Genomic DNA, 19,798 nt, shown 5'->3' on the forward strand with positions numbered 1-19,798 from the left:
CTGCCGGAGCACGAGATGAACCCGATTCCCGCCGCGAGGCCTGCCGTCATCGCGCTGGCCGCGCTGACGCTCGGCGGCTGCTACTACACGAGCCCGTACGGTTATGCGCCTTATTACGCACCGGCGCCCGCGACGGTGTCACAGCGTGAAATTCCGGTTGCGCCGGCCACGCCCGGTCCGGCCCCTTCCACGGTACCAGCCACCCCGGACTACGTCGAAGCGCCGGCGCCGGTATATGTCGCGCCGGCCTATGTGCCGGCGCCGTATCCATACTACGCCCCCGCGTATTACCCGGGCTGGTACGGGCCACCCGTCACGATCGGCTTCTGGGGCCGCTGGGGCGGCGGCGGATACTGGGGCGGGCGCGGCGGCTACTGGCATCGTCCGTGGGGCGGCGGGCATTGGGGTGGCGGCCACTGGGGCGGCGGCCATCGGCACTGATCGGCATCGGCCGGCGCGCGGCGGCACCGCGCGGGAGAGCATCATGAGAAACACGTTTGTCCGCAGCCTGTGTGTCGTCCTGGTGGGCCTGGCGGCCGCGCCGGGCATGGCCGACGCGCAGAGCAGCGCTTACACGAATTCGCCGGCCGAGCTGTTTGCCGGGCCGGCGCCCGATTATCCGGTGGTCGCGCAGATCCCGCCCGATACCGCGCTGGACGTATTCGGCTGCCTGAGCGATTACTCGTGGTGCGACGTCGCGCTGCCGGGCGTGCGCGGCTGGATCGATGCGCAGTTGCTCGAATATCCGTACCAGGGCAGCTACGTACCGTTGCTCGAATACGGCGCGATCATCGGGGTCCCGGTGACGGGATTCGCGATCGCCGCGTACTGGGATCGCTATTACCGGCACCGGCCGTGGTACCACGACCGCGATCGCTGGGCGCATCGTCCGGAGCCGCGGCTCGGCCCCGGCGGCATGCCGCCGGGACAAGGCCGTCCGCAGCCGGGCGGGCCGATGCAGGGTGCGCCGGGCGGCCCGCCGCCCGTGCACGACGCGCGGCCGTCGGCCGCACGCGGCGGCTGGAACGGCGCGATTCGCACACCGCCACCGGCAGCGCCGGCGCCTTCACCGATGCCGGGAGGCGCGGGCAACGCGCGTCCCGCCAACCCGCCGCCGGCCGTGGTGCGCCCGCAGCCCGCGCCGGGTGGCGAGGCGCGGCCGATGCCGCCGCCGGTGCGCCAGGGAGGCGGGGGCGGCGGCGGTTACGCGCGGCCTCAAGGCGGCGGAAACGGTGGCGGTAACCACGGCGGCGGAGGTGGCGGGGGCGGTGGCGGCCCCGAGGAATTCCGTCATTGACGTCGCCGGCGCCGCGGATCTCCCCGTGCGCCGGACGAAAAAAAGCCGCTCCGGAGAGCGGCTTTCGATTCGGGCTTGCGGTCGGTTGCGTGGCCGGCAACCGATCGCCGGCATGCGCCCTTTGCGTCAGTCGTCGAGCAGCGACAGGTCGCGCACGGCGCCCTTGTCGGCCGACATGACCAGTTTCGCGTACGCCTTCAGTGCGGCGGACACCTTGCGCGGACGCGGCTGCGCCGGCTTCCAGCCCTTCGCGTTCTGCTCCTCGCGGCGGCGCGCCAGTTCCTCGTCCGACACCAGCACGTTGATCGTGCGGTTCGGGATGTCGATGCGGATCTTGTCGCCGTCGCGCACGAGGCCGATCGCGCCGCCTGCTGCCGCTTCCGGCGAGCAGTGACCGATCGACAGGCCCGACGTACCGCCCGAGAAGCGGCCGTCCGTCAGCAGCGCGCAGGCCTTGCCGAGGCCCTTCGACTTGATGTAGCTGGTCGGGTAGAGCATTTCCTGCATGCCGGGGCCGCCCTTCGGGCCTTCGTAGCGCACGATCACCACGTCGCCGGCCTTGACCTTGTCGTTCAGGATGTTTTCGACTGCCTCATCCTGCGATTCGGTCACATGTGCCGTGCCTTCGAACACGAGGATGCTCTCGTCGACGCCGGCCGTCTTCACCACGCAGCCGTCGAGTGCGATGTTGCCCGTCAATACGGCGAGGCCGCCTTCCTTCGAGAACGCATGCTCGTACGAGCGGATGCAGCCTTCGGCCCGATCGAGGTCGAGGCTCGGCCAGCGCGTGTTCTGGCTGAACGCGACCTGCGTCGGGATGCCGGCCGGGCCGGCCTGGTAGAACGTGCGGACCGCTTCGTCCTGCGTGCGGACGATGTCCCACTGGTCGAGCGCGTCCTTCAGCGTCGGCGCGTGGATGGTCGGCACGTCGGTGTGCAGCTTGCCGGCGCGGTCGAGCTCGCCGAGGATCGCCATGATGCCGCCGGCGCGATGCACGTCCTCGATGTGGTACTTGTTCGTGTTCGGCGCGACCTTGCACAGCTGCGGCACGACGCGCGACAGGCGATCGATGTCCTTCATCGTGAAGTCGATGCCGGCTTCCTGCGCGATCGCCAGCAGGTGCAGGATCGTGTTGGTCGAGCCGCCCATCGCGATGTCGAGCGTCATCGCGTTTTCGAACGCCTTGAAGCCGACCGAGCGCGGCAGCACGCGTTCGTCGTCCTGCTCGTAGTGCTGGCGCGTCAGTTCGACGATGCGGCGGCCGGCACGCTTGAACAGCTGTTCGCGATCGGCGTGCGTGGCCACCACGGTGCCGTTGCCGGGCAGCGACAGGCCGAGCGCTTCGGTCAGGCAGTTCATCGAGTTCGCGGTGAACATGCCCGAGCACGAACCGCAGGTCGGGCAGGCCGAGCGTTCGACTTCGGCGACTTCGGCGTCGGAATACGACGGATCGACCGCGATCACCATCGCGTCGACGAGGTCGAGCTTCTTCACTTCGATGGCCTTGGTGACCGGGTTCGCGAGACGCGTCTTGCCGGCTTCCATCGGGCCGCCCGACACGAAGATCACCGGAATGTTCAGGCGCATCGCGGCCATCAGCATCCCCGGGGTGATCTTGTCGCAGTTCGAGATGCACACCATTGCGTCCGCGCAGTGCGCGTTCACCATGTACTCGACCGAGTCGGCGATGATGTCGCGGCTCGGCAGCGAATACAGCATGCCGTCGTGGCCCATCGCGATGCCGTCGTCGACCGCGATCGTGTTGAATTCCTTCGCGACGCCGCCGGCGGCTTCGATCTCGCGCGCGACGAGCTGGCCGAGATCCTTCAGGTGCACGTGCCCGGGCACGAACTGCGTGAACGAGTTGACGACCGCGATGATCGGCTTCGAGAAATCGTCGTCTTTCATGCCGGTGGCGCGCCACAGCGAGCGCGCACCTGCCATGTTGCGGCCGGCGGTGGAGGTTTTGGAACGGTAAGTGGGCATTGTGGTTGCTGAAGAAAGATCGCGGGAAAAGGGTGGAGGCACGGGAATAAAGGCCTCTCTCGCGCCCGTGCGAACAACCTCTTGAGCTGCGCCCTGGGCAAACCCGTCAATTATCCCACAGCCGCCGCGGGCGTGGCGGCCATGGGCCGGCGACGGGCCGGTGCCGCGCGACGGGCGGGGCGGCGGCGTGCTGCCCGCCTGGCCGGTTCGGAAAGCGGCGCAGACGCCTGCGCGTCGACGACGAATGCGCGCCGCCCCCGCGCCCGGGCGTCAGTCGAGCAGCGTCAGGATCTCGTCGTACAGTGCCTTCGGAACCCGCACGCCGTTCGCGATGCTGCGCGCGCGGGCGTCGAAGCGCCGCTGCGACGGCAGCCGCGCACCCTGCGCGACGATCGACTCGAACATCCGTTCGCCGCGTGCGAGCCCCGCGTCGAGATCGTCGCCGAGGAACACCTTCGGGTCGAACGCGATCACGAGCTCGCCGTGGCACGGCGTCGCGCCGACGCCTTCGTCGAAATCCATCGATTCGCGGCTCGTCATGTCGCCGATCAGCGCGCCGCCGAGCAATTCGACCATCGCCGCGAGCGCCGAGCCCTTGTGGCCGCCGAAGGTGCGCATCGCGCCCTGCAGCGCGGCTTTCGGATCGGTGGTCGGCCGGCCGTCGGCGTCGATCGCCCAGTGCGACGGAATCGCCTTGCCCTGCTTGGCGTGCAGCTCGATGTCGCCGCGCGCGATCGCGCTCGTCGCGAAATCGAACACGAACGGCTCGCCGCCCGGGCGCGGCCACGCGAACGCGATCGGATTGGTGCCGAACACGGGTTCGCGGCCGCCTTCCGGTGCGACCCAGCTATGGCTCGGGTTCATCGCGATGCCGACCAGCCCTTCGGCCGCGATCGCCTCGACTTCGGGCCACAGCGCCGAGAAGTGGTAGCAGTGGTTGATCGTCATCGCGGCGATCCCGTGCTGCTTCGCCATCTCGACGAGCACCGGCAGCCCGGTTTCGAAGCTCAGCAGCGAGAAGCCGCGATGCGCGTCGACGGAGACGATCGACGACGACAGCTTGCGCAGCGTCGGCACGGCTTGCGGATCGACCTTGCCCTTTTTCAGCGAGCGCACGCAGACGAGCAGCCGGTACACGCCGTGCGAATGGCACTCGTCGCGCTGGCCTTGCGTGATCACGCTGGCGATGGCCCGCGCATGCGCGTCGGACATCCCGTGGTGCGTCAGCACGCGCAGCGCGAGCGCATGGACTTCATCGAGCGACAGGACGACTTCGGCGGTTTGCTCAGTCATGATTCACCTCGCGCGGCGCGGGCACGCCGTCGATGCGCTGCGGCACGTGCAGCGGATTGCCGTCGCGCAGCGCGTCCGGCAGCAGCGCATCCGGCACGTCCTGGTACGACACCGGGCGCAGGAAGCGCTCGATCGCGCGTGCGCCGACGGACGTCGTGCGCGTGTCGGACGTCGCCGGGAACGGGCCGCCGTGCACCATCGCGTGGCCGACTTCGACGCCCGTGCCGAAGCCGTTGACGAGAATGCGGCCGGCCTTGCGTTCGAGCGTCGGGCGCAGCGCGGCGAACAGCGCCGCGTCGCCGTCGGCCAGGTGCGCGGCGATCGTCAATTGGCCTTCGAGCGACTTCAGTACGCGATGCAGCGTATCGGCATCCGCGCAGCGGACGATCAGCGATGCGGGACCGAACACTTCGTCGCGCAGTTCAGGGTGCGCGATGAACGCGTCGGCCGAGGTCGCGAACAGCGCCGCACGGGCCTGATGGCGGCCGCCTTCCACGCCTTCGGCCAGCAGCTCGACCGCATCGTGATGGCGTAGCGCCGCGACGCCTTGCGCATAGCTCGCATGAATGGGCGGCGTCAGCATCGTCTGTGCGGCCGCCGTGCGCACGGCATCGGCCGCCGCGGCTTCGAACGCGCGCAGCGCGGGGCCGTCGACGGCGAGCACCAGGCCGGGATTCGTGCAGAACTGGCCGGCGCCGAGCGTGAGCGATGCGACGAATTGCGGCGCGATCGTTTCGTGGCGCGCCTCGAGCGCGGCGGGGCACAGCAGCACGGGATTGATCGAGCTCATTTCCGCATAGACCGGAATCGGCTCGGGGCGCGCGGCCGCGATATGCATCAGCGCGACGCCGCCGCGGCGCGAGCCGGTGAAGCCGACGGCCTTGATGCGCGGATCGGCGACGAGCGCCTGGCCGATCTCGCGCGATGCGTCGAACAGCAGCGAGAACACGCCGGCCGGCATCCCGCATTCGCGGGCGGCCTGCTGGATCGCGCGGCCAACGCGTTCCGACGTGCCCGGATGCGCGGAATGGGCCTTCACGATCACCGGGCAGCCGGCCGCGAGCGCCGACGCCGTATCCCCGCCGGCGGCCGAGAACGCGAGCGGGAAGTTCGACGCGCCGAACACGGCGACGGGCCCCACCGCGACGTTGCGCAGCCGCAGGTCGACACGCGGCAGCGGCTTGCGCTCGGGGCGCGCCGGATCGATTCGCGCGTCGAGAAACCCGCCGTCGCGCACGAGCGACGCGAACAGCGCGAGCTGGCCGACCGTGCGGCCGCGTTCGCCTTCGACGCGTGCGCGCGGCAGCCCCGTCTCGATGACGCAACGCTCGATCAGGTCGTCGCCGAGCGCCATGATGTGGCGGCCGATCGCGTCGAGAAACGCGGCGCGGGCGTCGAGCGACGTTTCGCGATAGATGTCGAACGCGTCGTCGGCGAGCGCGCAGGCCGTCTCCAGGTCGTGCAGGCTCGCGCCGCCGAAAGCCGGTTCGAGCGGTTCGCCGGTGGCGGCGGCGATCGCGTGGAGGGTGCCGTTCTGTCCGGTGACGGCGGACTGGCCGATCAGCAGTTGACCTGTGAGTTGCATGGTTTTCCTCGGAAAAAAGCAGGGGCCGGGCGTGGTGCGCCCGGCCGCGGGGAGCATGGAAAAGGGCGCGGGCGCGTCAGTCCTCGTCGTCGTCGAGCCGCAGCTTGTCGGCACGCACGCCGGTGCGGGCGCCCCAGTAGTAGATGACGAGCGCGACGGCCGCGACGACGGCCGTGTCGTACGGATGCGCGAGGCGGCCCGTGCCGCCGAAGCCGCCGAGATACGACAGCACGATCATCGCGGCATAGAACGCGATCAGCCACGTCGACGAGCGCACTTGCTCGGCGAGGCTCAGGTGCGCGGTCGGCACCCAGCGGCGGCACGCGAGATAGATGACGAACATCGCGATCTGCAGGCCCAGCAGCCAGGACACGGTGCTCCAGCCCGACCAGTAGACGATCAGCGCGGCGATCACGAACGAAGCGGGGCCGGTGAGGCCGAATGCGCTCGCACGGAACGGCCGCGGCAGGTCGGGCGCGGTGCGGCGCAGCGCGGCGACCGAGACCGGCGCGACCGCATAGCTCAGCACGAGCGCGGCCGATACGATGTTGATCAGCGCTTCCCACGACGGAAACGGCAGCGTCCAGAAGATCGCGAGGCCGAAGGTGAGCCACAGGCCCGCACGCGGGATGCCCGACGCTTCGTCGACGCGCGTGAACACCTTGAAGAACGTGCCCGTCTTCGCCCAGCCGTAGACGACACGCGGCGTCGCGTTCATGTAGATGTTGCCGCAGCCGCTCGGCGAGATCATCGCGTCGGCGACGACCATCACCGCGAGCCAGCCGACGCCGAGCGCGAGCGCGATGTCGCGGTACGGCAGCGAGAACGCCTTGCTTACGTCGTGCCAGCCGGCGGCGAGCATCGCCGTGGGAATGCTGCCGATGAACGCGAGCTGCAGCAGCACGTAGATCAGTGTCGACAGCAGGATCGACAGGATCAGCGCGATCGGGATCGTGCGCTGCGGATTGCGCACCTCGCTCGCGACCGACACGATCGGCGTGAGCCCGAGGTACGCGAAGATGATGCCGCCGGCGGACACGGCCATCTCGATGCCCGGCATGCCGAACGGCGCGAAGCCTTGCACGGTCAGGTTCGCGGGCTTGAAGAACGTGAACAGCACGCCGATCACCGCGAGCGGCACGATGAACTTGAAGATGCTGATGATGTTGTTCGCCTTCGCGAACGTCTTCACGCTCGAATAGTTCAGGTAAAAGAAGAAGCAGAGCAGCGCGGCCTGCACGAGCCAGCCGAGCGTCGTCGGGTCGCTCGAGCCTTCGGCCGTCAGGCCCGGAAACCACGCGGCCGCGTACTGGCGCGCGGCGACGACTTCGATCGCGATCAGGCTCGAAAAGGCGATCAGCGTGATGAAGCCCATCAGGTAGCCGAGCAGCGGGCCGTGCGAGAACACCGGATAACGCACGACGCCGCCGGCGCGCGGCAGCGCGGCGCCGAGTTCGCAGTAGACGATGCCGAGCAGCAGCACCGCGAAGCCGCCGAGCAGCCACGAGAAGATGCCGGCCGGGCCCGCAATCGTCGACACGTGACTCGCGGCGAACAGCCACCCCGAACCGAAAATGGCGCCGAGACCGATGAACGTGAGATCGGTCAGCGACAGCTGTTTCTTGAATTTGCCGTGACCCGCGTCGGGGGCCGCGGAACGGGAAAGCGGGACAGACGGGTGAGCGTTGCCTTGGCCTGGCATGGGCTTGTCTCCTGGGGGGAAGGGCGGTGCCGGCGCGAGCTGCGCGCGCTCCGACGGAGCAGCGCGCACGCCGGCCGGCCGGCGTCGCCCGGTTCGAACGACCGGGGCGGGCCGCGGGCCGTTCACGTGCGGCGCGGGCGGGCGCCGGCGCAAACGGGCCCGCGGGCCAATGCCGGACCGGAGGCGGCGGCGTGCGGCCTGGGAAGCCTGCGTGCCGCCGCGGGGGCGTCGATCAGAGACCGACGTCGGGCAGTGCCGGGCGCGTGTCGAGCGCCTTCGCGACGATCGCCTTCACTTCGGCGAGCGTGTCGCCCTGCAGCGCGAGGCGCGGCGGACGTGTGATCGCGCTGCCGCGGCCGACCAGTTCTTCGCACAGCTTGATGCACTGCACGAGGTCGGGGCGGGCATCGAGGTGCAGCAGCGGCATGAACCAGCGGTACAGCGCGAGCGCTTCGTCGAAACGCTTTTGCTTCGCGAGGCGGAACAGCGTCTCGCCTTCCTTCGGGAACGCGTTCGACATGCCCGACACCCAGCCTTCGGCGCCGACCGCGATGCTCTCGACCACGACGTCGTCGAGGCCCGCGAACAGCACGAAGCGATCGCCGACCGCGTTGCGCAGGTCGATGAAGCGGCGCGTATCGCCCGACGAATCCTTGAAGCAGACGATGTTCTCGCAATCCTGCAGCGCGATCAGCACGTCGGGCGTCACGTCGTTCTTGTAGATCGGCGGGTTGTTGTAGACCATCACCGGCAGGTCGGTGCTCGTCGCGACCGCGCGGAAGTGCGCGGCGGTTTCGTGCGGCTTCGCCGAGTACACGAGCGCGGGCATCACCATCACGCCGTCGACGCCGACGCGCTGCGCTTCGCGCACCGTGTTGCGCGCGAATTCGGTGGTGAATTCGGCGATGCCGGCGATCACCGGGATCTTGCCGCCGGCCGCGTCGCGCGCGGCCTCGATCACCTGGAGCTTCTCGCTCGTCGACAGCGACGTGTTTTCGCCGACCGTGCCGCAGACCACGAGGCCCGACACGCCGTCGTTCACCAGGTTCTTGACCACGCGGTGCGTGGCGTCGATGTCGAGGGAAAAGTCCGGCTTGAACTGGGTGCTGACGGCCGGGAAAACCCCGGTCCACTGAATGGCTTTGCGGCTCACTGAAATCTCCTACGTTCGTATCGGTCGGCCGACAGGGGTGTCGGTGTGGCAACCAGTATCGCCGCGCAAACGCCCATCACGCTTGAGTCGTATCGCGGAGCAAAATGACGAAATCGGCACAGCGGCCGGCAGGGGCGCGAGGGGCGCGCCGCACTATGCCGATTTCGTCGTCGTCCTCATCGAAAAGCCACAAGCGGACGGACGCGCGACGGAGGAAGCTATGCTCCTTTCCCCACTTCGGACGGCTCATGATGAAGCGCATCCAGATCATCGATTCGCACACGGGCGGCGAACCCACTCGGCTCGTCGTGTCCGGTTTCCCGTCGCTCGGCAGCGGCACGATGGCCGAGCGCCGCGACGTGCTCGCGCGCGAGCACGACCGTTACCGCACCGCGTGCATCCTCGAGCCGCGCGGCAGCGACGTGCTGGTCGGCGCGCTGCTGTGCGAACCCGTGTCGCCGGATGCGGCGGCCGGCGTGATCTTCTTCAACAACAGCGGCTATCTCGGGATGTGCGGGCACGGCACGATCGGCGTCGTGCGCACGCTGCATCACATGGGCCGCATCGCACCCGGCGTGCACCGGATCGAGACGCCCGTCGGCACCGTCGAGGCGACGCTGCACGACGACCTGTCGGTCAGCGTGCGCAACGTGCCCGCGTATCGCCATGCGCAGGGCGTCGCGCTCGACGTGCCGGGATATGGCCCCGTGAAGGGCGACATCGCGTGGGGCGGCAACTGGTTCTTCCTGATCAGCGACCACGGGCAGCGCGTCGCCGGCGACAACGTCGCGGCGCTCGCCGCGTACGCGTCGGCCGTGCGCGAAGGGCTCGAACGCGCGGGCATCACCGGCGCGAACGGCGGCGAGATCGACCACATCGAGCTGTTCGCCGACGATCCCGAGCACGACAGCCGTAGCTTCGTGCTGTGCCCGGGCCTCGCGTACGACCGTTCGCCGTGCGGCACCGGCACCAGCGCGAAGCTCGCGTGCCTCGCGGCCGACGGCAAGCTCGCGCCGGGCGCCGTGTGGCGGCAGGCGAGCGTGATCGGCAGCGTGTTCCACGCCAGCTACGAGCAGGCCGACGGCGGCATCGTGCCGACGATTCGCGGCAGCGCGCACCTGAGCGCCGAAGCGACGCTGCTGATCGAGGAAGACGATCCGTTCGGCTGGGGCATCGGGTCGTGAGCGACATGAAGACCGACGTCGTCGTGATCGGCGCCGGCATCGTCGGCGCGGCGTGCGCGCACGAACTCGCGCAGCGCGGGCTGCGCGTGCTGGTCGTCGACGATGCGCGCGGCGGCGCGACCGGCGCGGGCATGGGCCACCTCGTCGCGATGGACGACAACGCGGCCGAGCTTGCGCTGAGCCATTACTCGATCGAACTGTGGCGGGCGTTGAGCGGCGAGATGCCCGAAGGCTGCGCGTACCGTGATTGCGGCACGCTGTGGCTCGCGGCCGATGCGCACGAGATGGATCTGGCACGCGCGAAGCAGGCGACGCTTGCCGCGCACGGCGTGGCCGGCGAGCTGATCGACGCGGCGACGCTCGCGCGACTGGAGCCGATGCTGCGCACGGGGCTCGGCGGTGCGCTGAAGGTTCCGGGCGACGCGATTCTCTACGCGCCGGTGACCGCGACCTGGCTGTTGCAGCGCGCACCGCGCATCACGTTGCGCCGCGACCGGGCCGTCGCCGTCGACGGGCCGAGCGTGACGCTCGCGAGCGGCGACACGCTGCGCGCGGAGCGTGTGGTGGTCGCGAACGGCGTTGCGGCGCGCACGCTGCTGCCCGAGTTGCCGCTGCGCCCGAAAAAGGGCCATCTGCTGATTACCGATCGCTATCCGGGCCACGTGTCGCACCAGCTCGTCGAGCTCGGTTATGCGGCAAGCGCGCATGCGAGCGACGGCACGTCGGTCGCGTTCAACGTGCAGCCGCGGCCGACCGGCCAGTTGCTGATCGGCTCGTCGCGCCAGTTCGACACCGAGGATGCGCGTGTCGAGCCGCCCGTGCTGGCGCGGATGCTGCGCCGCGCGGTGGGCTACCTGCCCGGTCTGGCCGACCTGAACGGCATCCGATCGTGGACGGGCTTCCGCTCCGCGAGCCCCGACGGCCTGCCGTTGCTCGGCGAGCACCCGGCGCGCCCGGGCGTGTGGCTCGCGGTCGGGCACGAAGGGCTCGGCGTGACGACCGCGCCGGGCAGCGCGCGGCTCGTCGCCGCGCTGATGGCCGGCGAGCGGCCGCCGATCGATGTCGAACCGTATTTGCCGGGACGTTTCCTGACGACGTCCCCCGTAGCCGGAGCGCTTTCATGATCATTCACCTGGACGGCCGCGCGCTGACGGTGGCCGACGGCGCGACCGTCGCGGCCGCCGTCGCGGCGAGCGGCGACGACACGACCCGCGTGTCGTGCACGGGCGCGGCGCGTGCGCCGTTTTGCGGGATGGGCATCTGCCAGGAATGCCGGATGACGATCGACGGCCGGCGCCGGCTGGCTTGCCAGACGCTGTGCCGCGACGGGATGCAGGTGGAGCGTACGCGATGAAACAGGAACGACTGAGCGTCGACGTCGCGATCGTCGGCGCGGGCCCGGCCGGGTTGTCGGCCGCACGGGCCGCCGCGCAAGGCGGCGCGACGGTCGCGATCGTCGACGACAATCCGCGCGCGGGCGGGCAGATCTGGCGGCAAGGGGCGGCGGCCGCGCCGGTGCCGGCCGCCGCCGAACGGCTCGCCGTGCTGCGGCAACCGAACGTCACGCATCTCGCGGCGACGCGCATCGTCGCCGAAACGCAGCCGGGCACGCTGCTGCTCGAGGACGACGAACGCGGGCTGCTGCTCGATTTCCGGACGCTGATTCTTTGCTGCGGCGCGCGTGAGCTGCTGCTGCCGTTTCCGGGCTGGACGCTGCCGGGCGTCACCGGTGCGGGCGGTTTGCAGGCGCTGATCAAGTACGGCCTCGACGTGCGTGGGCAGCGCACGGTCGTCGCAGGCAGCGGGCCGCTGCTGCTGGCGAGCGCGGCGACGGCCCGCCAGGCCGGCGCGCGCGTGTCGCACGTGCTCGAACAGGCCGCATGGGGCGACGTGGCCGGTTTCGGCGCGGGATTGTGGCGCTGGCCGTCGAAGCTCGCGCAGGCCGCGAAGCTCGTCACGGCCGTGTACCGGCCCGATGCGCACGTCGTCGAGGCGTTCGGCGACACGCGGCTCGAACGTGTACGGATCCGTCAGGGCGATCGCGCGTTCGACGTCGACTGCGACCGGCTCGCGTGCGGTTTCGGCCTCGTGCCGAATACGGTGCTGCCGAGCCATCTCGGCTGCCGGATCGAGAACGGCGCGGTGGCGGTCGATGCGCACCAGCGGACGAGCCGCGACGGCTGCTTCGCGGCCGGCGAGTGCACGGGCGTCGGCGGCAGCGAACTCGCGATGGTCGAAGGCGAGATCGCCGGGCTGGCGGCGACGGGGCAGACGGCGCAACTGGCCGCGCGCGTCGCACGGCGCGCGCACTGGCAGGCTTTTGCGGATGCCGTGCGCGAGCGCTTTGCGATCCGCGAGCCGGTTCGCCGGCTCGCGCGGCCCGAGACGCTGCTGTGCCGTTGCGAGGATGTGCGTTTCGGCGCCGTCGCGCAGGCGCCCGGCTGGACGGCTGCGAAGCTGCAGTCGCGTTGCGGGATGGGGGCGTGCCAGGGCCGCGTATGCGGCGCGGCCGCGCAAGCGCTGTTCGGCTGGACGCCGCCGGTGCCGCGTACGCCGCTCGTGCCCGCGCGGGTCGGCACGCTGATGCTCGACGGCACGGCGTCCTGCGACGGCGCGTGACGCTGCGCGTCGGGGTGGCCCGGTTCGCGCCGGGCCGCCCCGATTACTCGACCTTCACTTTCTCCCATCCGCCGACTTGCGGCGCCGCACGGGCGCGCAGGCACTCGATCGTCGTTCCGTGCTTTCTGATCGTTGCGATCGACGGGTTCGATACCGGTAAAGGTGTACGGCGAGGGTGTTAGCAGGCACGCGGTAGGTGTCAATAATATATAGATTGATATAATATTGATTCTTTAATTGATGTCCTGCCTCGATGAACGACGCGCTTCCCGCCGGGCTGCCCGAGCCCGATCAGATGCGCGCCGCCGCGGAATCGGCGTGCGCGCTCCTCAAGGTGCTGTCGAATCCCGACCGGCTGCTGCTGCTGTGCGAACTGTCGCAGGGCGAGCGCTGCGTCGGCGATCTCGAAACGCGGCTGGACATCCGCCAGCCGACGCTGTCCCAGCAACTCGGCGTGTTGCGGGACAACGCGCTGGTCCGGACGCGCCGCGACGGCAAGAACATTCACTATTCGCTCGACAGCCCGGCCGCGATCGCGGTGATGGGCGTGCTGTACGAGCAGTTCTGCGGTGCGGCCGCGAAGGAGAAGCGCGATGCAGCTTGATGCGCTTCATTTCACGCCATGGCTGTCGCTGGCCGGCGGCGCGCTGATCGGGCTCGCGGCCGCGTGGCTCGTCGCGTTCAACGGCCGGATCGCCGGCATCAGCGGCATCGTCGGCGGCCTGTTGACGGCGGGTTCGGGGGAGCGCGGCTGGCGTATCGCGTTCGTCGGCGGATTGATCGTCGCGCCAGTCGTGATGCACGTCGTCGGCGCCGGGCTGACGCCGCAGGTCGACGCCGGCTGGCCCGAACTGCTGGCGGCCGGCCTGCTGGTCGGAATCGGCACGCGGTACGCGGGCGGCTGCACGAGCGGCCACGGTGTGTGCGGGATGTCGCGCGGCGCGCTGCGGTCGGTGGTCGCGACGGCGACCTTCATGGCCGCGGGTTTCGCGACCGTCTTCGTGCGGCTGCACGTGCTGGGAGGCTGACATGCAGGCAGCATTCGCGTTTCTGGCCGGCCTGCTGTTCGGCGTCGGCCTCATCGTGTCGGGCATGGCCAATCCGCAGAAGGTGCTCGGTTTTCTCGACCTGGCGGGCCGCTGGGATCCGTCGCTCGCGTTCGTGATGGCCGGCGCGACGGGCGTGGCTGTGTTCGCGTTCGCGTGGGCGAAGCGCCGGACACGGTCGTGGCTCGGCCTGCCGATCCGGTTGCCGGCGCTGCGCGCGATCACCGTGCGCCTGGTCGCAGGCAGCGCGGTGTTCGGTATCGGCTGGGGGATGGCGGGGTTCTGTCCGGGGCCCGCGATCGTGTCGATCGGCTTCGGGTCGGTCAAGGGGATCGCGTTCGTCGTCGCGATGCTGGCCGGGATGGCGATGTTCGAATGGGTCGAGCGCCGCCGGAACGGCCATTGATGTGGCCGCCGCCGCATGCCGGGCAGGTTGCGGCGGTCGCAAGGCGGCATGGAGCCGAACGCGTCCTTCGGTCGGCTGCGATGATGGGGGATCTGCCAACCGCGTATCGAGGCGGGGCAGGTTCCGATATCAGGAATGCTCGCGCACGTGACGGCCACCACGCACTCGCCCGGACAGCCGGCGCAGGAGCCCGCGCCACGCCGCGCGCAAACCTCGCGGGCTCGAGGGCGCCACGACCGTCGTACTGACCGAGCCGGCCCCGCCGGCCGACAACGCCACGTGGCCGGCCGTGTCGAACGTCAGACACTCGCCTTCGTCGAGCACGCGACGGATGTATTGCGGCGCGTCGGGCAGCCACTCGAGCCCGTCGTGACGCAACGTGACCGCGAGCGCGCCGTCCAGCACGATCACCTGGCTGCCCTTGTCGAACCACGCAAAGTGGCTTTGTCCTGCGTCGAGCCGGATGTGTTGCGTCCGCATGGCGATTCCTTTTTCCCGGTTGCGCGGCCTCGCGATGGCGAAGCGATTGCGTGCAGTCAGGTTAGGGAAACGGGCGCAGTCGCGACAGATTCAGGGGACGGGAATCTGTTGCGGTGCAAGCGTCGATTTCGTACGGCTGTATCGGCGGTTTTTTCGCGGATCTGTATCTGGCGCGCGCTGGGCCGCGCGGGCACGATCGTTCGATGACGCCTTTCACCGACACTTCCCGTACGCCATTACCGCTGGGCGGCGAGCCGCTTTACGAACGGCTCGCCGAGCATTACCGGCGCATCATCGCGGCCGGCACGCTGTCGCCCGGCGACCGGATGCCGTCGGTGCGTGCGTTCATGGCGCAGCACGGCGTGAGCCTGTCGACCGCCACGCAGACGTATCGGCGGCTCGAGGATACGGGCTGGTGCGAGGCGAGGCCGCGGTCGGGCTACTTTGTGCGGCGCCGCGCGGCGGCCACGCTCGCCATGCTGCCGGAAAGCGACGGGCCGCCGTTGCGCGTCGAGCCGCCGTTCGCGGGCCTGCACGAACGCGTGTCGCGCGTGATCGATCGCGCGAACACGGTGCCCGACGCGTTGAATTTCGGCGGCGCATCTGCGCTCGCCACGTTGTATCCGGCCGAGCGCCTGCAGGCTCTGGCCATCCGGCTGCTGCGGCGCAAACCCACGTTGCTCACCGACGCGGGGCCTGTCGGCGGTTCGCCCGAATTCCGGCAGACGATGGCCAAACGCGCGCTGTCGTATGGCGTGACGGTGACGCCGGACGACGTGATGTCGACGAGCGGTGGCGTCGATGCCGTGAATCTCGCGTTGCGCGCGGTGGCGCGCCCCGGCGACACGATCGCGATCGAATCGCCGGCCTTTTTCGGTCTGATCCAGCTGCTCGAAAGCCTTGGCCTGCGTGCGCTGGAAATCCCGGCGAGCCCGACGACCGGGTTATCGATCGAGGCGCTCGAAGTGGCGCTGACCGTGTATCCGGATATTCGGGCCGTGGTCGTCGTGCCGAACCTGCAGAACCCGCTCGGTTGCGTGATGCCTGACGACCGCAAGGCCGCGCTCGTCGCGCTGTGCTCGCGCCAAGGCGTGGCCGTGATCGAGGACGAGCCGTATCGCGAGCTCGTCGAAGCGCCCTGGCCGGTCAAGCCGGTCAAGGCATGGGACCGCGACGGCACGGTGATCTACTGCCCGTCGCTCAACAAGGTGCTGGCTCCCGGGATGCGGCTCGGCTGGATGAGTGCGGGACGCTGGCATGCGCGCGTGAGGATGCTGAAGTTCGCGCATAGTCGGCACAACGCCGCGCTGTTGCAGGCCGTGGCGGCCGAATTCGTCGGCTCGGGTGCGTTCGACCGCCATCTGCATCGCTTTCGTGAGCAACTGCGTGTGCAGCGCGACGTGACGATCGACGCGATCGCACGACATTTCCCGGCCGGCACACGGATGAACCAGCCGCTGGGCGGGATGCTGCTGTGGATCGCCTTGCCGGACGGCGTGCGCTCCGAGGCGCTGTTCGATGCCGCGCTGGCGCGCGGGATCAGGATCGCGCCCGGGTCGATCTTCTCGAATTCCGACCGCTTCGACGGCTATATCCGGCTGGCCTGCACGCGCGTGTTCGATGCGGCGCACGAAGCGGCGTTCGAAACGCTCGGCCGCCTCGTCCGGGAAGCCACGGCGGCAGCATAGGCGCGGCGGCAACCGGCCGGACTGGCGAATACGCGAGCCCTCCGGCTTGCCGAGACGCCGCAGTGGCAAGCCGCCGCCATTTCATCGGCTGGCCGAATGTGTGGCGAGGTGCTGGCGGATCAGCGACAGGTAGCGATCGCCGACCGAGAAATCGCGTGCGGCGCGCGGCCGGTCGGCCTGACGCAGCGTGGCCGGCGCGCTCATGCCCAGATACCGGCACACGGCGGACGGAAAGGGCTTGCGCGTATGCCCGAGCTGGCGAGCCGCGCGCTCGACGCGGGCATCGCCGACCTGGGCGCGAAGCCATGCCAGCACTTGGCGATCGGCTTCGTTGACGATACGGACCAGATGTTCCATCTCGCACCTCACTGTTCATAAATACAGTACTGTAAATATAACCAGTGTTTGCGGTGACCGCAAGCGGGTGCGCGTGCGATTGGCCGTCCGGCCAGAGTCAACGCGCTGGCGCGGCGGTACGCGTCATCCGGGCAGCGGGCGCCTGGGCGGCCGCGACCGCCGTGTAGCGCGCGTCGGTCAGCGCGCCGAGGAACGCGACGATGTCGTCGATTTCCGCATCGGTCAGCGCGGGCGGCGTGCCGGGCCGGCGGTTCATCGGCGTCGAGTTGACGTTGATGTTGCCGCGATAGGCGGCCGGCACGTCGTCGAACGTGTTGGCGCCGTGATACCAGAAGCCGGGATCGGTCGAGCGCGTGTTGTAGAACGCGACCGCGTCGCGCAGTGTAGTGAACACGCCGTTGTGCATGAACGTCTGCTTGACCGCGACGTTGCGCAGCCCCGGCGTGCGCAGGTAGCCGCACCACTGCGTCGGCTCGGGCCAGCGCAGCCGACGGGCGGTGTCGCACAGCCCGTTGTCGAAATGGCGCGGGTCGCGGTTCGCCGGCAGCGCGCGGTTACGCGGCACCGCGATTGCGTCGTAGCCGAAATCGGTGAACAGCGAGCGTTCCGGGCGGCTCGACGTATCCGACAGCGTATGGCAAGTCATGCAATTGCCCTTGTCCGGATTCCGGAACAGCGCGAGGCCGCGCATCTCGGCTGGCGCCAGCGGCGTGCGCGTGCGCAGGAACGCGTCGAAGCGCGACGTGAACGGCGCCATCTCGTCGCTCTGCAGATAGGCCTCGACGGCCGAACCCAGCGCGCGCACCAGTTGCCCGGGATCGCGCCGCACCGGCGCGCCGAAGCGCGCGGCGAGATCGGCCGCGAGTTCCGTCGCGTTGACCTTGCGCAGCAGCGCGGCCGGCGACCGGTTGTTCATCTCGTTCGGATCGAACAGCGGCCCGCGAATCTGCTCGGCGAGCGTATCCGCGCGGCCGTCACCGAACAGGCCGCCGAACGGCGACGGCGCGGGCGCATCGTCGTCCTGGTAGAAGTGGCGGCGCGGCACGTAGCGCACGTAGAGCAGGGACGGCGCGTTGCGCTGGCTGAAGCGCCCGGGCCGGCTGCCTTCCGGCACGCCGGGCCCGGCGAGCGACGCGGCCGACAGCGTCGGCGCGAATGCGCGGCCCGGATCGTGGCAGCCCGCGCACGACAGGCCGCGCGGCTCGGACAGCCGCGGGTCGAAGAAGATCCGCCGGCCGAGCGCGACGAGCGTCGGGTCGGGTGCGAAGCGCGCGGCGGCCGCATCGATCTTGCCGGTCACCTGCGGCGTGCCGGTGCCGATCGTGTTGACGACGCGCGACGGCGGCGCACCCGGGAGCAGTACCGTTTCGGCCGGCGCGGCATGGGCCGCGAGCGTCAGGCCGGCGAGCACGGCGACGGAAAGCGTGCGCAGCGCCTGCCGGCCGCGCACCACGCGGCCGTTACGTCGGACGGCTTCACTCACGGCGCAATGAACCCCGTCTTGTCGCAGGCGAGCGTCGTGCCGGACTGGTCGCACGACGCGAGCAGCTTGCCCGCCGCTGAATACGCATGGAACACCCAGCCCGTCGCGGGCGCCGCGCGGCGCTCCATGATCAGGAAGCCGAAGCTGTTGTTGTGCGACAGCCGCTCGATCACGGCGCCCGGTGCGGGCGTCAGGCCGGCCGGGAACGGATCGGGCAGCGCGACGTCGAGGTTGTCGCCGCCGTTGCCGGACACGATCGTCGCCGGGTGTCCGGACGAGAAGTTGATCGCCTGGAAGTCGTGCACGTGGCCGTGCAGCGCGACATGCACGCCCGGCGGATAGTACGCCTGCGCGTTGAGGCTCGACATGACCGACTGCAGGGCGAGGTTGCCCGGCGCGGGCGTGCTGCCGGCGATCGGCGCGAACGCGAGGATCGGATGATGGTTCGTGAAGATCGTCGTCGTCATGCCGGCCTTCGACGCGAGCGATGCGACCGTCTGGAACTGCTTCTGGTAAATGCCGAATTGCGCGTCGGTCGTCTTGAGCGGCGTGCGGCCGACCTTCGCGGTATCGAACACGATCACCTGCGAGCCGCCGCCGAGCGATACCGCGTAGGGTTCCGAATAGTTCGCGTTGTTGTCGTTGGCCGGATCGTCGCACGAGCGGGCCGCCGCATACGGACGCGGATCGAGGAAGCGGAACCAGCCCTGGCCCGCGCGCGCGCATTCCTCGTGGTTGCCCCGCACGACGACCCACGGCGCCTTCGCGAGCAGCGGCGCGGCCGGGCGGAACAGGTCGGCCTGCCACGTATCCCAGCCGTAGCCCCACGGGCTGTCCTTGCAGCCGGCGATGTCCGGCGGGCACGCGTTCTCGCGATAGTGGTAGTCGCCGATGTGCAGGACGAGATCGGGCGACAGCTTCGCGACGCTGGCCGCGATCGTGTTCAGCGGCCAGACCGTCGCGTCGTTGCACGCCTGCCATGCGTTGTCGGCCTTTTTCATCCGGCAGCCGGTGTCCGCGATGATCGCGATGCGCTGCGGCTGCGCTTTCGGCAGCGGCAGCGTGCGGCCTGCGACGCTCGCCGCCTGCGCGCCGGCCGGCAGCGTCGTTTCGCAGACGGAGACCGGGAAGCTCGACGGCTTCGAATCGGCCGGATCGCTGGCGGTCGGCCGCTGGGCCGGCGTTGCGGCGCCCGCGCGCAGCGCCATGCGCGACAGCTTGCCGTCGACGGTCAGTTGCGGGCACAGCGGCTCGCTGGCCGACGCGGGCGTGTAGTTCGTGATGACGCGCGCGATCGCCTGGTTCGCCTCGCCGATCTCGACCCAGGCGGCCTGGACGTTGGCCGAGGCGCTGGCCGGATCGTCCGGCGTATCGATGTGATTCGAGCACGCGGCAAGCGCGGCGAGGGCAACAACGGGAGCGCAGCGCACGAGCAGGGTGCGCGTGAGGAATCGTCGCATGGGAGGCACCGTAGGAAAGCCGTCAACGATACGCAGCGCGAATGTAAGAAATGTGAAAA

At 69.9% G+C, this 19,798-nt stretch carries 19 protein-coding genes; 10 read left to right on the top strand and 9 right to left on the bottom strand.

Annotated features, from left to right (window positions below; genetic code table 11):
- The first annotated feature begins 15 nt into the window (after positions 1-15).
- Complete coding sequence (locus AC1VVG_RS25440; RefSeq protein WP_034191617.1) at positions 16-441, top strand: hypothetical protein; 426 nt, start codon at positions 16-18, stop codon at positions 439-441.
- Positions 442-484: 43 nt separating this feature from the next.
- Complete coding sequence (locus AC1VVG_RS25445; RefSeq protein ID WP_034191616.1) at positions 485-1,297, top strand: SH3 domain-containing protein; 813 nt, start codon at positions 485-487, stop codon at positions 1,295-1,297.
- Positions 1,298-1,423: 126 nt separating this feature from the next.
- Here the strand turns inward: AC1VVG_RS25445 and ilvD are convergent, their stop codons facing one another.
- From ilvD to AC1VVG_RS25470, 5 genes are all read right to left on the bottom strand, one after another.
- Positions 1,424-3,283, bottom strand: a complete 1,860-nt coding sequence (gene ilvD, locus AC1VVG_RS25450; RefSeq protein WP_034191615.1) for a dihydroxy-acid dehydratase — start codon at positions 3,281-3,283, stop codon at positions 1,424-1,426.
- A 270-nt stretch (positions 3,284-3,553) separates the two neighbouring features.
- The gene (locus AC1VVG_RS25455) at positions 3,554-4,576 is read right to left on the bottom strand and encodes an Ldh family oxidoreductase (RefSeq protein WP_482836602.1); all 1,023 of its coding nucleotides are present in this window, start codon (positions 4,574-4,576) and stop codon (positions 3,554-3,556) included.
- The gene (locus tag AC1VVG_RS25460; protein ID WP_034191613.1) at positions 4,569-6,161 is read right to left on the bottom strand and encodes an aldehyde dehydrogenase (NADP(+)); all 1,593 of its coding nucleotides are present in this window, start codon (positions 6,159-6,161) and stop codon (positions 4,569-4,571) included. The genes AC1VVG_RS25455 and AC1VVG_RS25460 overlap by 8 nt, the downstream gene beginning before the upstream one ends.
- A gap of 76 nt (positions 6,162-6,237) precedes the next feature.
- Positions 6,238-7,863, bottom strand: coding sequence for an APC family permease (locus AC1VVG_RS25465; protein ID WP_482836603.1), 1,626 nt, complete (start codon positions 7,861-7,863; stop codon positions 6,238-6,240).
- A gap of 232 nt (positions 7,864-8,095) precedes the next feature.
- The gene (locus AC1VVG_RS25470) at positions 8,096-9,016 is read right to left on the bottom strand and encodes a dihydrodipicolinate synthase family protein (protein ID WP_034191611.1); all 921 of its coding nucleotides are present in this window, start codon (positions 9,014-9,016) and stop codon (positions 8,096-8,098) included.
- Positions 9,017-9,267: 251 nt separating this feature from the next.
- On the opposite strand from AC1VVG_RS25470, the gene AC1VVG_RS25475 reads away from it, so the two are divergent.
- From AC1VVG_RS25475 to AC1VVG_RS25505, 7 genes are all read left to right on the top strand, one after another.
- Positions 9,268-10,200 carry a 4-hydroxyproline epimerase gene (locus tag AC1VVG_RS25475; protein WP_482837215.1) on the top strand — a complete coding sequence of 311 codons (933 nt, stop codon included), beginning with the start codon at positions 9,268-9,270 and terminating at the stop codon, positions 10,198-10,200.
- Positions 10,197-11,324: an NAD(P)/FAD-dependent oxidoreductase gene (locus AC1VVG_RS25480; protein WP_482836605.1), complete on the top strand. Its 1,128-nt coding sequence runs from the start codon at positions 10,197-10,199 to the stop codon at positions 11,322-11,324. The genes AC1VVG_RS25475 and AC1VVG_RS25480 overlap by 4 nt, the downstream gene beginning before the upstream one ends.
- Entirely contained in the window at positions 11,321-11,554 is a 234-nt protein-coding gene (locus AC1VVG_RS25485; protein WP_012338331.1) for a 2Fe-2S iron-sulfur cluster-binding protein, read from the top strand. The genes AC1VVG_RS25480 and AC1VVG_RS25485 overlap by 4 nt, the downstream gene beginning before the upstream one ends.
- A complete protein-coding gene (locus AC1VVG_RS25490; protein ID WP_034191609.1) occupies positions 11,551-12,819 on the top strand; it encodes an NAD(P)/FAD-dependent oxidoreductase in 1,269 nt (422 codons plus the stop codon). The genes AC1VVG_RS25485 and AC1VVG_RS25490 overlap by 4 nt, the downstream gene beginning before the upstream one ends.
- Before the next feature lie 253 nt (positions 12,820-13,072).
- The gene (locus AC1VVG_RS25495) at positions 13,073-13,423 is read left to right on the top strand and encodes an ArsR/SmtB family transcription factor (RefSeq protein ID WP_049030564.1); all 351 of its coding nucleotides are present in this window, start codon (positions 13,073-13,075) and stop codon (positions 13,421-13,423) included.
- The gene (locus tag AC1VVG_RS25500; RefSeq protein ID WP_049030563.1) at positions 13,413-13,847 is read left to right on the top strand and encodes a YeeE/YedE family protein; all 435 of its coding nucleotides are present in this window, start codon (positions 13,413-13,415) and stop codon (positions 13,845-13,847) included. The genes AC1VVG_RS25495 and AC1VVG_RS25500 overlap by 11 nt, the downstream gene beginning before the upstream one ends.
- Position 13,848: 1 nt before the next feature.
- Positions 13,849-14,271: a DUF6691 family protein gene (locus AC1VVG_RS25505; protein ID WP_034191606.1), complete on the top strand. Its 423-nt coding sequence runs from the start codon at positions 13,849-13,851 to the stop codon at positions 14,269-14,271.
- Between the two features lie 129 nt (positions 14,272-14,400).
- Here AC1VVG_RS25505 and AC1VVG_RS25510 read toward each other — a convergent pair whose 3' ends face one another.
- The gene (locus AC1VVG_RS25510; protein ID WP_069705283.1) at positions 14,401-14,751 is read right to left on the bottom strand and encodes a hypothetical protein; all 351 of its coding nucleotides are present in this window, start codon (positions 14,749-14,751) and stop codon (positions 14,401-14,403) included.
- Positions 14,752-14,954: 203 nt separating this feature from the next.
- Here AC1VVG_RS25510 and AC1VVG_RS25515 point away from each other — a divergent pair, with 203 nt between their 5' ends.
- Positions 14,955-16,439: an aminotransferase-like domain-containing protein gene (locus AC1VVG_RS25515; RefSeq protein WP_034191699.1), complete on the top strand. Its 1,485-nt coding sequence runs from the start codon at positions 14,955-14,957 to the stop codon at positions 16,437-16,439.
- 81 nt (positions 16,440-16,520) lie between these two features.
- Here AC1VVG_RS25515 and AC1VVG_RS25520 read toward each other — a convergent pair whose 3' ends face one another.
- The 3 genes from AC1VVG_RS25520 to AC1VVG_RS25530 all read right to left on the bottom strand — a co-directional run bounded on the left by AC1VVG_RS25520 (position 16,521) and on the right by AC1VVG_RS25530 (position 19,739).
- Positions 16,521-16,796 carry a CppA family protein gene (locus AC1VVG_RS25520; RefSeq protein ID WP_034191604.1) on the bottom strand — a complete coding sequence of 92 codons (276 nt, stop codon included), beginning with the start codon at positions 16,794-16,796 and terminating at the stop codon, positions 16,521-16,523.
- 97 nt (positions 16,797-16,893) lie between these two features.
- Entirely contained in the window at positions 16,894-18,279 is a 1,386-nt protein-coding gene (locus AC1VVG_RS25525) for a cytochrome-c peroxidase (RefSeq protein WP_208606523.1), read from the bottom strand.
- Positions 18,276-19,739 (bottom strand): metallophosphoesterase family protein, encoded by a 1,464-nt coding sequence (locus tag AC1VVG_RS25530; RefSeq protein ID WP_034191602.1) that lies wholly within the window; start codon positions 19,737-19,739, stop codon positions 18,276-18,278. Before AC1VVG_RS25530 ends, AC1VVG_RS25525 begins: the two co-directional genes overlap by 4 nt.
- Positions 19,740-19,798: the final 59 nt, after the last annotated feature.

The sequence above is a fragment of the Burkholderia sp. L-4 genome (genome assembly GCF_056856535.1).